Origin of the sequence: Paraburkholderia xenovorans LB400 (assembly GCF_000013645.1) — a bacterium.
In the GTDB taxonomy this organism is placed as follows: Bacteria; Pseudomonadota; Gammaproteobacteria; order Burkholderiales; family Burkholderiaceae; genus Paraburkholderia; species Paraburkholderia xenovorans.
The window spans coordinates 815126-829114 of the sequence record NC_007953.1; the positions used below are offsets into that span (position 1 = coordinate 815126).

The window sequence follows — 13989 nt, forward strand, 5'->3', positions numbered from 1 at the left end:
TTATTCCAGATTGACTTAGATCACTCACTTAGCACGTGCTGCGAGAACCTCTGTCCAAGGCAGCTTTCGGGTAGGGTCACCTTCGCGCGGCAACCCGAGCACACGCTCGGCCACGACATTCTTGAGAATTTCCTGCGTACCCACCCCAAGGGTAACAGCAGGACTCCACCAGAAAGCATGATCCCAGTTTGAAAAAGGGCCGCGCTCTCCTGGCGTCATGGGGAGCACATTGCGGTCCCTGACGAGTCCGCTCACACCCTGGCTTCGTTTGGCGAGGTCAAGCAGCTTCTGTCCATGCGGCGCTGCAATGAGCTTGCGCACCGCGCCCTCAGGGCCTGCTTCCTTCGCATTCATGCGATCACTCAGGGAGCGCAGCGCCAGGAGACGCAATATCTCTCCTTCGATATAGATGCGCGCCGCTTCGTCACGCAGCAGAGGCTCGGCGATGCGGCCCGCGGCAATCAGGCCATCGATGAGGTCACGCGCCGATGGCCCAGAACCCCAGATCGCCCCCGGCCGCGAGAGTGCGACCCGCTCGGTCTGCAACTGCTGCATGCTGATCTTCCATCCTTCCCCTTCTTTCCCAAGCAGCCGGTCGGCGGGCACGATGACGTCGTCGAAAAAGACCTCGTTATATTCCCCGCTCTCGCCGGTCATGTCGACGATGGGTCGAATGGTAATCCCCGGGCTGGCCATGTCGACGAGAAACTGCGACAACCCCTCGTGCTTGGGGACGCTGGAGTCGGTGCGAGCCACCAGCACGCCGAGTTGGGCACGGTCGGCCAGCGACGTCCATATCTTCTGGCCACGGACGACATAGTGATCCCCCTCGCGACGCGCGCTGGTGCGCAATGCGCCGACATCGGACCCCGCGTCCGGCTCACTGAACAGCATGCACCAGATCTCCTCGCACGCCAGTGCTGGCTCCAGAAACCGTTGACGCTGTGCTGGCGTGCCATATTTGAGCAGTGACTGGCCGCAGTTATTAATCGGCACGGGATTAATATGGTGGGGCGCCCGGATGCCTGCGCGACCTATCTCGTCATCAACGATGAGTTGCAGTTCCGGATCTGCGCCAAGGCCCCATGGCGCGGGCCAATGGGGTACGGTGAAACCACGCTCAGCAAGCTGCCGGTAACTGCAACCCGGATGTTGGCCAAGCCACTGGCGCACTTCGATACGGCGCGGATCATCGTCTGCCGGTAGATTGAAGTCCATGACTCGTTGTCCGTGCGTTATTCGTCTGCGTTCGATCGTATGTAGAAATCTTCACGTTCGTGGGTAGAGGCGCGTACGCCCGACACCCGACGCTCCTTCATGAAATTGAACTCGCCGGGTTCATAACGGACATTTGTCGCCAGCGTATGCAGGATGTGCCCGTACGAGAACTGACCGGTCACGCCAAGGGACTCGAGCGCCAGTGTCGTCGCAGCCTTTCCGAGCGCGATGCCATCGCGAGGCAGGCGCACGATACGCTCAGCCCACTGTTCTCCGCGCTCGTCCAGTTCTGCCACCGGCACTACACGGTTGACCAGCCCCGCCTCACGAGCCTCCTGTGCGGACCATACATCTGCCATCAACAGCAGTTCCCGCGCCTTCCGGGCACCCAGCGTAATGATTTCCCAAGCGTCGAAATATGCGGCACCGGATAGCCCGAGTTTCTGTTCGGGGTGCCCCAATTTTGCGGTGTCCGCCGCAATGACCAGATCAGCTGATTCGGCCAGATACAATCCACCACCCAGACAGTAGCCCTTCACCAGCGCAAGCGTCGGTTTGAGAAAGGTGAAGATACGCTGGAACCGCTCGACATAGGCCTTGTCGTACCTGAGCCGTGCGCGCTGGCTGGGTCGACGGCGCTGGCCCTCGGCGTCGGTGCCGCCATCACCGTACTGGTTGCCGACTTCGGACAGGTCGTGCCCGGCACAAAAATCGTCGCCAGCGCCACGCAGGATAACCACACGAACATCATCGTCGGCTTCTGCCTGGTCGTAACACCGCATCAACTGCGCCCACATCGCATCGCTCATCGCATTTCGCTTTTCCGCACGATTCAGTGTTATATAGGCACGACCGTCTCTCGATGAATATTCAACGCTTCCGCTACTCATACTGTCTCCTCTTACCTGCATGAAAATTACAACGACGTCCGGGTGCGCCTGACCCGGACAGCCCTTCCGGGCTGTATCGCAGAAGTTAAAAATGAAGCACAGCCTGGCTTCCTGTTCATCGTTATTTGCCGGCACGCGCGTTGCATCGCTAGTCCAGTGCAGTTTTCATGCTATCTGGCGTTCTCTTACGCGTATAGCATTTCCATAAGAGAACGTCGCTTTGCATTGACTCGCACCCTTGGGTCGGCGCTGGATATCATCTGCCGGGAAGGCCGTATCGTCCAGCCGGCCCCTGTCCTGTCCGCCCACGCATGCGGGGAATCTGCGCTTTTGATGACGCAGACCGACCGCCTAAAGAACACGAAGCATGATGTATTGCTAACCCATTTGCCGATGACGATGAGCCGTTTGCGGGCACAATCATCCAGGGTCTTTTTTGGCAACGCGGCGCGCAACGCCTGCCCGTAGCGAGCAGACCACACTGTTTTGACCGCCGGCTCTGGGAGCTATGACCGGATCTGCTTTGATTTCAAGATCGAATCACGCCGGATCACCGTTGCCCGCGCGTTACCGGCTCGCTATCAGAACAACACGCACGGATCCTACCAAGTAGGACACCACCTCGCGTCGTGCCCGGCCGCGATGTCTGGAACCGCTCAGCCTGAATCGGCGCACATACGCGAAGCCAACAGGTGTAGTCTACTGTTGACATAGTTTGTCGCGAGTATGTACCGATAGTGTACCGATGGCGACTGGACCCGATTGCCTCGAAAGATCGCCCCAGTTCCTCGAAGCATCGAAGCGGATGAGGATACACATACGGTCAGCCCGGCAGGTCGCGCTTGCTCACACCGAACCATGCGGCGGGCACAAGCGGCACCAGTAGTACACGACGACGCCGATCGCCCACAGACCGTCAGCAATGCGCCTCGAGCGCCCAACGTGAAATGCGCCGTGCACAAGCACATAAATTGCTAGTCAGCTGAGCACCTTCCTTCAAATCACGACATTAGAAAACTACGTTTCAAAGCGCCACATCGAGCGATTTACATCCTGGGTAGTCCACGCCAGATTAAAGGACCGGCCTCCGCCGAATTTCCTCGCATCGACCTGGTCTGTACGGACAATTTTGGACACATGCCGGCCTAAGGCGCGGCATGCGACGTTTCCGGTTCAAAGTCTCCAGGACGACCTCCCGGCCAACTTTTACCATTAGCCGCGTACAGCCCGCCGCACAGATCTGCATCCGGCTGTGCTCTGCTGGACATGCTGCAATCGGCGCAACATGGCCGCTACCAACGATGCGTCTGGAGACAAATCCCCGGCACATTCCGTCCCACCGTCAGAAGTTGTGCCTTATTCCGACGTCCACAGCCACTGTTCCGCCCTTCGCGATTGCAAACGACGGCGAAGCGTCGATCGCGAGGACCGTGTTCATAGCTGCCTCGTTATTGACATAACCAACCTGCCCATAGATGACGGTACGTTTGGACAAGGCGTACGACAAACCGCTGCCATACATCATTGACCGGTTCGCACTTACGTTACGGTCCCGGGTCACGTACATTGCCGCATTCGCGGTCAGCGCTGGTGTGATGTTCCAATCGGCCCCCGCCTCGTAAACGTTCAGGTTAGTCAATGGCGCATCAGTCGACATGTTGCGGTATTTCTGATAAGCCACTTTTACTGTAACCGGACCAATACTGTACCCAGCTCCCACATTTTGACCGTGATACGTCGAGGCTCCGGTTTCGGAATCCTTGGCCGCGAAATAGGAAGCAGTAGCAGTGAATGGCCCGTTTTTGTAGTTGACCGACGCGACCTCGTGACTCCCGGCTGTTGTGTTACCCGCGACATTACCGAACGCGTATTCAAGGGAGAAACTGAGGCCTGCAAACGTTGGGGAATCGTAGACAACCGCATTGCTTTCGAAGGCACCGTTGAGTCCGAAGGCGGTTACGTAGGGACTCACCGAACCGGCAAAAAACAGCGCGTTCCCCCGCGGGTCGGCCATTACAATGGACTCGTAAAAGGAAGAAATCTGCAGGCCAGCCTTCAACGTACCGAAACGGGAACCCACGCCAACATACGCTTGCCGACCCCAGAAGTTACCGTTGGAATCGCCGATGCCACCTGTATTGGAAGAGAACCCGCTCTCGAGCTTGAATATCACTTTTGTTCCGTCGCCGATATCCTCTGAACCCGTTATACCCCACCAGGTTGGCCATAGACCGCTACTAAGCGTACCAAACGCTTTCCCGTGATCATCAGCGGTTTTTGACTGGAACAATAGTCCAGTATCGATAGAGCCATACAGCGTCACACTACTTTGCGCATGAGCATTTCCCACGATACAACATAAAGCAAAGCAGGAAAGCGAAAAAAGCCGGTATTTCATCCAAAGTCTCCGCATAATAATAATAGTTATTTTAAATCTTAACTTTACTTTGTAATGCGAATTAAATGTCGACGAACTTCGCATATCTTTCGGGCTGGCCCTGAGCACTGCGACTTCACAAGATGACCTGAGTGAACTATCTTCTAGATCGAAATATCGTTAGAGGCATCCGTCGATGCGCAACCGACCACATCCTGTCCTCGCGGCACAAAATCCTTGGTACGCAGAGCGAATCTTGCAAGCACCGCCGCAAGGAGACCCATTACGGCAATGTAGTAAGCGGGGGCCAGGTGGGAAAATCGCGCAGTCAGCCACGTGCCAACGAACGGGGCCGTGCCCCCAAACAACGTGTATGCAAGCTGGAACGGGAGCGCGCTGGCCGAATAGCGCACACTGACCGGAAAGCGTTCAACAACCGCAGTCGCCGACACGATCATGGTCGAGTACTGGATCACTGCGTAGATGGACATCGCGAATGTTGCTGCAATCAGACCACGGTCAAGGAAACTGAAGGCGGGCACACTCCAGACTGCAGTCGCGAGCGCCAGCGTGACTGCAAAAGTCGAACGTTCAGTCCGGTCGCACCACGCCCCGATGCCGGGTACGACAAGAACCGCAACGACGTGCGCCACGATGAGCATGACCAGGGCAGTTTTGACCGGATAGTGCTCGACGGTAACCAGACGCGAGAGCATGAATCCGACAAGAATGTAGCCAGCTACTGACTGCATGGCTACCCACCCGAAAAGAACGAGCATCTGCTTCCAGGCCAACCTGAATGCCTCGGCTATCGGCGCGTGACGCTGCCTGCTCGCCTCCAGCTCACGAGCCGCCGCCAGATAGACCGGTGAATCCTCAATATCAAGCCGCAGGTAAAGTCCGATCAGACCAAGAGGGACTGCGATGAGAAAAGGCACCCGCCAGCCCCACGCATGCATCTCGGCGGGAGTCGTCATCGTGCTCATCACCAGGCCAAACATAGCCGCCGCGCCGACGCCCCCTATGACGGAGCGAATGAGACTTGCCGCGTTCTTCCCCCCGTTCTCTTTCCGGAGAGTGTTCAACCACGAGGACAAATGCACCGGTCTGTTCGCCGCCAGCCGAAAATCCCTGTACCAGCCGGCAGATGAGCAGAAGAGCCGGTGCCAGTACACCGACCGTCGTGTAAGTAGGTAGCACTCCGATCGCTGCAGTGCTCGCGCTCATTAAGCCAACCGCAATCAGGAGCGCGCGCTTTCTTCCCCACCTGTCGCCGATGTGCCCAAAAGCGATAGCTCCAAGCGGCCGGATAAAGAAGCCTACACCAAACAGGGCAAAAGTTGACAGCAGGCCAGCCACGCTATCGAACCTGGGGAAAAACAGCTCTGCTATGGTCACCGCGAAAAAGCCATAGAGCGTAAAGTCGTAAAACTCGATGAAGTTCCCGATTGCCCCCGCGCGTGCTACCTTTTTTCTTAACTCGCGTTCATCCGGCTGTGAAACAGCAATGGCGTTCGACAAGTCGTATCTCCTTATTTATCTGGTGACTGCTTTCACCGTCGGTATTATCCGGGACGGCTGCACTCGATCATCCACACCCGTCGTCGTTACCCCTCTGACCATCATGAGCAGGGAATATCTTCGTGAGGTAACGCATCACTCGTGTCTGCGCTATTTGCACCTTTATTCACTGGCTGCCGCTTCGCATCATAATGCCCGCCACTTCAGCACCTGAAAACGAACATCAGTTAAATCGATAAATTACTATTTAGGTAGTAATACTAATGAAATTTTTTAAACTGGACGAAAACCCGTCCCACCCAACTCTACCGGTATAAGAGGGTTACTACGGCTTGATCATCACCCTATCGCCCGCCAGGACTGTACCGATATGGATACCGGGTCTGGCCATATGTCCTGCACTAGCAAACAGCCTGCGATAACGACCATACGTTGGACCAATGGTATCACCAACGAGGCGAATGACTATTCGGGTAACTTCTATTGATGTTTACCCCCCCTTCCCGGGAAGCCCGCTTCGGGCAGTGATCACCTTTGCGAACGGTGGAATGGCTCAGTTGGTGTTGGCTTCCGGTACCGAGTCCACCCGCTCATGAAAACAGCGTCGTCTGTGCCGGCAATGCACCGCCCCCAGACTGTTGTCGTGCTAGCCGGTTTACAGCTCGATGATGATGCGCGGTGGGGTCATCGGCGGCTGAAGGATCAAGGCGTCGCTACGCGGCCAGTCGCAACACCCAGCGGGATATCCTGAAATTCATTATGGACGTGCGATTTCTCAGTACCGTGATAGATACCGCGGTTCAAGGCGGGCCACCGGCATTTCTGAAGCAAACGGAAGATTCCAATGCCAAAGCGGTGCCTCTACCCGTTGTGTGCATCCACAGGATCGCAGGTGGGAACGGTCATGGGATAAAGACTGGAAACCGCGTTCCGGCGGCGCAAATGGCCGCTGAAGGCGCGGAGCGCCTGACGGCGCCACCTGGTCTGGTACGCGAGGCGAATCAACGGTGACGCCTCGCATGGGTAAGTATCGTGATTGCCCGCTTCATTTCAATGCCCAGAGCGGATTAAGGCGCCGGTCATGGCGAAGGCGCGGCCTTCGATTCATTCACTTTCTTTTGGGCTTGCTGAATATTCTGCGGGTAGTTAAGCTGATCCTCGCCCGGTCGATAGCCGTTCTTTTCGAGATCCTTTAGTTCGGCATTCTTCCGCACCCGGGCCTGTTTGCGCTGTGCCTTACGTATCTGTTTGGGCGTCGACGCACCAGTATCGGATGCCTGGGCGCTTGCGGTTAGCACCCACGTCACGTTGAGGCAGGCAACTGCAGCAATGGCTACTGAGAGTACACGCAATCCGGACATATATGGATCTCCGTTAGATAGACCATTTTTGGAAACCGGCTATCGGGAATATGAAATCATTCTTGCGCAGCCTTGTTCCATGAATGGTGGCCGCACAAACTGCATCTTAGCGAACGTCAACTGCCCGGACAACAGATCTCTCCACTGCCATCATGAAGAAATCCTCAGAGTGCTGCTGCGAACAATCGGCTCCCGTCGAAGGCATCCCCCGGAGCAAACGGTGTACGGCAGACCCTCCTTCAAAGTCGTGTTACCACTCGGTCGGCTATTTATCAGGTTCAAATTCGCGCAAGCGTACAGCATCGGGCAACAATAACGGGCTGTTGAGCAAAGAGTCCAAATCCCTGCTGCCTCAGCGCGAAAGGCGATGGCCTGTCTGATACAGCTTCGTCGCGCCGGTGCCCCTCCCACAGTATCTTCCCCCGTTCAAGTGCGGGTGTAGCGCACTGCCATACTGCCTAAGATTGACTCCATGGGATGGACGGACGGTTGGTCGGATGGTCCGACCGCGTATAATCAGGTCCCAACAGGAGGTTAAATATGAATTTTTCCATCAAAAGCAAAGGCGGTTTCCCCGAATTTGGCCCCGTGCAGTCGCATCGAGCTTCCGACGAAATAGCGCAACGAATCCGGCTGCTTGTTGCAACAAAGCAGTTGAAGACCGGAGACCGTCTGCCCCCGGAGCGAGAACTTTCGGGCGCATTTAACGTCGGCAGAAACACCTTGCGCGAGGCGTTGCGCTCGCTCGAGATCGCCGGACTGATCGAGATGAGAAAGGGCGGCTCAGGTGGAGCGTTCATCACCGCTGGCGGCTCTGATGCTGTCGTCAGCAGCCTGCTTGACCTGTACCATCTAGGGACCATCACACCGACGCAATTGACGGAAGCGCGCCTCTGGATCGAAACGATCGTCGTTGAGGTGGCGGCGGCTCGGCTGACCGAAGACGATCTTGCTGCCCTCGAAGTTAACATCGAGGAAACCCAGCGGGCAGAGGATGCTGGCGACTTCGCCACAAGAGCTGCGGTAGGTCTGGAATTTCATCTGCTGCTTGGAAAAGCCACGAAGAACCCGATTCTGGCAATAATGATGCAAGCGCTCATCGAACTCACCCGGCAGTATGTTGCCACGTTGGGTCCAGAGCCAAACCGATTTGCATTGCCATCAAAACTGTCTGGTTGCGAGACCTCATTGGCGTAAACCAAGATTCGGTCTACTTTAGATAGAAGGTATTCCTGGTCTGCTGGGGGCTTGTAGAGCGGGTTGGCAAGGCATCCGTTCAGCTTGAGACGTTGGTCGACTTTGTCGATGGGTGAGCTTCCTTTAAGGACTCGCTGTCGTCGTCGATTGTAGGCACGGTTGAAGCTTTTCAACAAGACTTCAAGATCTGCATGGCCGGCAATGTTGATGCCAAGGACTTCGCTTGCGACGCGGCCGTTGAAGCGCTCGACCATGCCATTAGTTTGTGGCGTATAGGGTTTGGTTACGCGACGGGTGACTTTGAGTTTCGCGCAGGCGCGCTCGAAGTCATCAGCGGTGAAACAGGATCCGCGATCCGTCAGCACATGGGTGATGCGGAAGGGAAAGGCCTTTCGCGCTTGTGCCAGGAAGGCGATTGCATTGGTTGTATTTTCGGCGTCGTAAACGGCGAGGTGCACAAAGCGAGAGCAGCGATCGATGGCGACATAGAGGTAGCGCTTGCGCACCTCGCCGTCAGCGGTGCGCAGCTTTGGCAAGTGTTTGACGTCGATATGGACGTAGCCGAGATCGTATTCCTTGAAGCGCCCCTGACCTTTCTCAGGAAGTGACGTCGGCTTTGGAGGGCGCCGGTTGAGGCCTTCAGATTTCAGCACGCGGTAGATGCTGTCGCGATTGAGATGCGGCAGGAAATGGCCCAGCACGAAGCCCAGGTCGTCAAGGGGGAAGCCCGTAGCACGCCGCACCGCACAGATGATGGCGCGTTCCTCCTCACTAGCACGCCATCGCAGGCGTTTGGGTCTGCTCGATCGGTCCTGGCATGCCTGCTCACCGCGCTTACGCCATTTGCGCACTGTCTCAGCGCTGATGCCGTAGCGCCTGGCGACGACGCTCGTTGGTTCCGTGGATCGTGCGATTTCTGCTCGTACCACAGGGGTCGTTCGAGCCTGGGGATGGATTTGCATCATGCCCGCACCTCATCAATCACAGGTTGAAAGCACCACGCGTACTCGGCTACAGCCCATGCTACCTGATCCCAATGACGTTCCGCAACCAGACAAGTAGGTGTTCCAACCTGCCGCACCCTTCCGCCTTCCATCACGATCATGCGGTCGGCCATGGTAAGTGCTTCCTCCTGATCATGCGTCACCATGAGTGTCGTTAGTCCAAGGCGCTGTTGCAGGCCACGAATTTCCTGCCTCACATCGTGCCTCAGTCTCGCGTCGAGATTCGAAAGTGGTTCGTCGAGCAGGAATACTTTGGGACTAACAACGAGGGCCCTGGCAATCGCAACGCGCTGCTGCTGCCCGCCGGTGCCGGGGTAGTCACACGCCTGCGGTTTGGGGCAGGCGTCCAACAATCCTGATATGACTTTTTGTGTCAATCGGAATATGTGGTTCGTATGTTTCTTATGTGCAAATGAATTCCCTGACGGCGGCGTAGCAGTAAATCTCGACGGTGAATCATCCTGATATCCGCGGGTTGGTTACCGCATTACAGGGGACCGTCTCATGAGCCTGCCGCATTCTTAAGCCGCAAATCGGGTAATATCCGTTGCGGGGTTGTGCCGCGGGTTACTCGAGTAACCGGGCTACGCCGCCTTCAGGAAACTCGTGGAGCATCGGGTGAGTGCTGTGGTCTTTCGCAATCAAGTTGCCCCTGTGCTACGAGGCAACGCGAGCGACATCGCCAGGCGCCCGATGTCCCAGATGAAGCCTGACAGTTCACGGGCGACGGCCACGACCGTGGTGTTGGCATTCTTGCCACGCGCGGCCAGCCTCCGGTATCGGCGACATAGTCGAAAATGCGCGTCCCAGGCGCGATCAATGATGGCCTTGGGAATGCCTTCGTGCCGACGCTGGATATCGGCGCTTACACGTGCGGGGTGCCGGTAGCTCCAGGCCGCTTCCACGAGCAACTTTCTTGCATAGCCATTGCCGGTCTTGGTGATGCTTCCTTGCCGTCGCTTGTCACCCGATGAGTGTTCTGACGGAGTGACGCCGAGCCACGCCATCAATTGGCGCGGATGGTCAAAGCGCGACAGATCTCCGAGTTCGGCGAGCATTCCGACGGCCGTGGTGAACTGCACACCGCGCATGGCCTGCAGGCCCAGGACGGCCGGATAGAACCGCCAGTTGGTCACTGCCTCACGCAAGGCGGTCTCAACACGCTGGCATTGCGCGAGTCGATCTTCAATCGTGCGCCGCAGTTCCTCAAACGCGAATTGTTGCCATTCGCTGCCGAACGCATACTGGCTCACCGAGCGCCGGTGAGCTGGTCCCCAGTCGGCGTGACCGGCATAGCGTACATCGTGTGCGAGCAGAAACGATTTGAGCCGTTGCCGCGCCTGTCTCAAATCATCCTTGGCCGTCATCCATGCTCGGGCCAGGTCGCGAAACGCCTCGTCCTCGACGGTCGGCACGTGCACCTCTGACAGGTCCCCGGCCCGTAGGGCGCGTACAAGCTTGACGGCATCGCGCCGATCCGTCTTGACGCGCTCGCCGGGCTTCCTGGGAATCAACGACGGTGCGCACACCATGCAGTCGAACCCCTTCTGGACCAGTTGCCGGTAAAGGCCGTAGCCACATGGCCCTGCCTCGTAGACGACGCGGACGTGGCGAGCTTTTGATTGAAGACGTTTGCACAGTCGATCAATATCCGTCTTCGTCGTACCGATACAGCGTGCCGCCCGGAATCGCGCCGACGTTGTTTACCAGGACATCGGCATGGCGCGCGAACGCGACGATTTCGGCGATCGCGCCCGCTCCTGTCATGTCCAACGCCAGCACGCCGACGTCCACGGCGTAGACGGACCGCAGCTCGCGGGCCAGCGCGTCGAGCTTCTGCGCCGAGCGTGCGACCAGCAGCACCTTGCATCCCTCCCGGGCAAACGACCTTGCCAGCCCTTCGCCGATGCCTTGCGACGCGCCGGTAATCAGCACGCTTTGCCCCGCGATTCCCATCTCCATCGTGTCCTCCTCAGATCGGTGCCACGGCTCGCGCGCGGGTTGACCCGCCGCATCGACACATGCCCGGCGTCGTGAACGATTGCGGTGGCCGCGCACCTTTTCATTGTGGTCCGTAGGTTACCGCTACCGATCCGGCAATCCAATTGATCATTCTCGAACCGCCACCTTCCGAGAGACGAATCCTCGCCAAAACGTTTCCCGACGTGGCGGCGCGGGCGATCCGCGCATCGCGGTCGGCGCCCGGGCCCGTCGTTGAATGAGCCGCCGACGGCAGCAGGATGCATGCGAGCGGCTCGCGCTCACGCCCCCATTTCGAGCAGCTTGTTGCGCATGATCGTGAGCGTGCGCCGCAGCTGGTCGATCTCGTCCTGCGAATTGCCGCTCGTCACGACGTTCGTCAGCATGTCCACGAGCGGTTTCGCCTTCCTGAAGAGCGCGGCGCCCGCCGGCGTGATCGACACCAGCACGCTGCGGCGGTCGCTTTCCGTGCTCTCGCGCTTCACCCAGCCGTTGTCCTCCATGCCGTGCAGGATGTGCGTGAGGCGCGTGCGTTCATACGACGTCCACGACGCCAGTTCCAGCATCGACAGCGGTCCTTTGCGCAGCACCGCAGACAGCACGCGGAATTCCGTGGGCATCAGCCCGACCGGCCTGAGCGCGCTCTGGATCGCACGGTTGCGCCGATGCACCACCTGCGTGCACAGGAAGAAAACGTTGTCCTCCAGCTCCATCGAGAGGATCTCTTCCATCGCCCTGTCTGCTGGTTTACGTGAAGATTTACTCATTAATTTTGTCCAGTTATGGCTGTCTCACGACGCGCAGTTTCACCCGTTGCACGCTTTTTTTCAATACTCGCACGCTTGCGGCGCCGCTTTTTCACGCGTCGATTTATGTGAAAGTTGACGCATATTTTTTTGACACCTATAGTCAATTCGCACATGAGGCACGCAGCGCCTCCACGCTGCTCCGCACGAGCGGCAGTCTCGCGACAACGCTGCCAGACACACCATCCCGGGAGGTATTGCATGAATGACGTACAGGGTTTCATCGCGCGGCTGGGCGACATGCCGGTCATCTCCGATCCGGACGTCGTCCGCCGCCGCAGCCGCGACATGTCGATGAGCTTCTCGCCGATCATCCGCCGCGACGCCGCCGACAAGGTCGCCGAGCTGATCGTGCGCCCGCGCGACAAGGCCGACGTGCTGGGCATCGCCAGCGCCGCCGCGCGAACACGCATGCCGCTGATGATGCGCGGCGCGGGCACCTGCAACCTCGGGCAAGGCGTGCCGCTGCGCGGCGGCGCCATCGTCGACATGACCGCGCTGGCGCAGGTGCTGTGGACGAAGCCGGGCCGCGTGCGGGCGCAGGCCGGCACGCGCCTCATCGACATCGACGCAACCACGCGGGCGTCGGGATGGGAAATCCGCATGCACTCGTCCACGAAGCGCGCGGCGACCGTTGCCGGCTACATCGGCGGCGGCCATGCCGGCATCGGCAGTTGCACGTACGGCATCCTGCGCGATCGCGGCAATATCCTCGGGCTCGAAGTCGTGAGCGTCGAGGAAGCGCCGCAGGTGATCGAGCTGCGCGGCGACGACGTGAACCTCGTGCATCACGCGTACGGCACGAACGGCATCATCACCGAGGTGGAGCTGCCGCTCGCCCCCGCCTGGCCCTGGGTGGAGGCGGTCGTCAACTTCCGCGGCTTCATGGACGCGGTGCACTTCGCGTATGCGCTCGCGGCATCGGACGGTCTCATCAAGAAGCTCATCTCCATCGACGAGTTTCCGAACTGGCAATACATGGAGGCGATGCGGCCGTTCGGCCGCGACGGCCACAGCATGGTGCGCTGCATGATCGCCGAACACTGCATGGAAGGCTTTCGCGGACTCGTCACCGAAGCGGGCGGCGCGATCGCCGTCGAGGCGCCCGAAGGGCAAGGCCCGTACGGCGCACCGCTGTGGGAATTCGGCTGGGGCCACGCGCGCATCCAGGTCAACAAGACCCGGCCGGACATCGTCAACAACATCGGCCTCTATCTCGACCCGAACCTGATCGACGCCGTCGAGCGCAGCTACCGGCGCTTCCAGGGCGTCGGCGGCATGCATCTCGAAGTGAAGCGTTACGGCGGCCGCATCGCGTTCCAGGGCTCGCCGTATTACGGCTTCGTCGACGAGGCGCAGGTGGCCGGCGTGATCAGCGGCATGATCGAGGACGGCGCGATGGTCGCGAACAATCACACGTTCTTCGTGAAGGAAAACGGCATGAAGCATGTCGACGAGCGCGACGCCGATTTCAAGCGCCGCATGGACCCGTATGGGCTGATGAATCCGGGCAAGTTCGAAGCCGACGACATCGAGCCGAAGGAAGGCGCGGGCCTCGCCTTGCCTACCACGGGCTGGTCGTACGACGGCGCGAGCGCGCCGCAGACGAGCGCCTCGCGCGGCTGAATCCGCCCT

General features: G+C 58.7%; 10 protein-coding genes and 3 pseudogenes. 2 read left to right on the top strand and 11 right to left on the bottom strand.

All coding sequences use genetic code 11. The features are described from left to right. Positions 1-24: 24 nt before the first annotated feature. The 6 genes from BXE_RS40400 to BXE_RS40425 all read right to left on the bottom strand — a co-directional run bounded on the left by BXE_RS40400 (position 25) and on the right by BXE_RS40425 (position 7367). Positions 25-1218 carry an acyl-CoA dehydrogenase family protein gene (locus BXE_RS40400; RefSeq protein ID WP_011493922.1) on the bottom strand — a complete coding sequence of 398 codons (1194 nt, stop codon included), beginning with the start codon at positions 1216-1218 and terminating at the stop codon, positions 25-27. Positions 1219-1235: 17 nt separating this feature from the next. Then, complete coding sequence (locus tag BXE_RS40410; RefSeq protein ID WP_011493923.1) at positions 1236-2108, bottom strand: enoyl-CoA hydratase/isomerase family protein; 873 nt, start codon at positions 2106-2108, stop codon at positions 1236-1238. 1342 nt (positions 2109-3450) lie between these two features. Then, positions 3451-4506: a porin gene (locus tag BXE_RS40415; RefSeq protein WP_011493925.1), complete on the bottom strand. Its 1056-nt coding sequence runs from the start codon at positions 4504-4506 to the stop codon at positions 3451-3453. Positions 4507-4649: 143 nt separating this feature from the next. Continuing rightward, a complete protein-coding gene (locus BXE_RS45065; RefSeq protein ID WP_267886382.1) occupies positions 4650-5462 on the bottom strand; it encodes an MFS transporter in 813 nt (270 codons plus the stop codon). Beyond that, positions 5368-6006, bottom strand: a complete 639-nt coding sequence (locus BXE_RS48020; RefSeq protein WP_148311800.1) for an MFS transporter — start codon at positions 6004-6006, stop codon at positions 5368-5370. The genes BXE_RS45065 and BXE_RS48020 overlap by 95 nt, the downstream gene beginning before the upstream one ends. A gap of 1079 nt (positions 6007-7085) precedes the next feature. Further along, a complete protein-coding gene (locus tag BXE_RS40425) occupies positions 7086-7367 on the bottom strand; it encodes a DUF4148 domain-containing protein (protein WP_011493927.1) in 282 nt (93 codons plus the stop codon). A gap of 540 nt (positions 7368-7907) precedes the next feature. On the opposite strand from BXE_RS40425, the gene BXE_RS40430 reads away from it, so the two are divergent. Continuing rightward, positions 7908-8564, top strand: coding sequence for a FadR/GntR family transcriptional regulator (locus BXE_RS40430; RefSeq protein ID WP_011493928.1), 657 nt, complete (start codon positions 7908-7910; stop codon positions 8562-8564). On the opposite strand, the pseudogene BXE_RS45075 reads toward BXE_RS40430, so the two are convergent. From BXE_RS45075 to BXE_RS40455, 5 genes and pseudogenes are all read right to left on the bottom strand, one after another. Continuing rightward, positions 8537-9529: pseudogene (locus BXE_RS45075) on the bottom strand (IS481 family transposase); the annotation flags it as partial. The gene BXE_RS40430 and the pseudogene BXE_RS45075 overlap by 28 nt on opposite strands. Positions 9530-9624: 95 nt before the next feature. Then, a pseudogene (locus BXE_RS47650) lies at positions 9625-9885 on the bottom strand (ATP-binding cassette domain-containing protein); the annotation flags it as partial. A gap of 324 nt (positions 9886-10209) precedes the next feature. Beyond that, positions 10210-11238, bottom strand: a pseudogene (locus BXE_RS40445) (IS110 family transposase); the annotation flags it as partial. Next, positions 11213-11530, bottom strand: a complete 318-nt coding sequence (locus tag BXE_RS40450) for an SDR family NAD(P)-dependent oxidoreductase (RefSeq protein WP_011493930.1) — start codon at positions 11528-11530, stop codon at positions 11213-11215. The gene BXE_RS40450 and the pseudogene BXE_RS40445, both read right to left, overlap by 26 nt. A 299-nt stretch (positions 11531-11829) precedes the next feature. Beyond that, on the bottom strand, positions 11830-12279 hold the full coding sequence (locus BXE_RS40455) for a MarR family winged helix-turn-helix transcriptional regulator (RefSeq protein WP_148223109.1): 450 nt from the start codon (positions 12277-12279) through the stop codon (positions 11830-11832). 276 nt (positions 12280-12555) lie between these two features. Here BXE_RS40455 and BXE_RS40460 point away from each other — a divergent pair, with 276 nt between their 5' ends. Then, positions 12556-13980, top strand: coding sequence for an FAD-binding oxidoreductase (locus tag BXE_RS40460; RefSeq protein WP_011493932.1), 1425 nt, complete (start codon positions 12556-12558; stop codon positions 13978-13980). Positions 13981-13989: the final 9 nt, after the last annotated feature.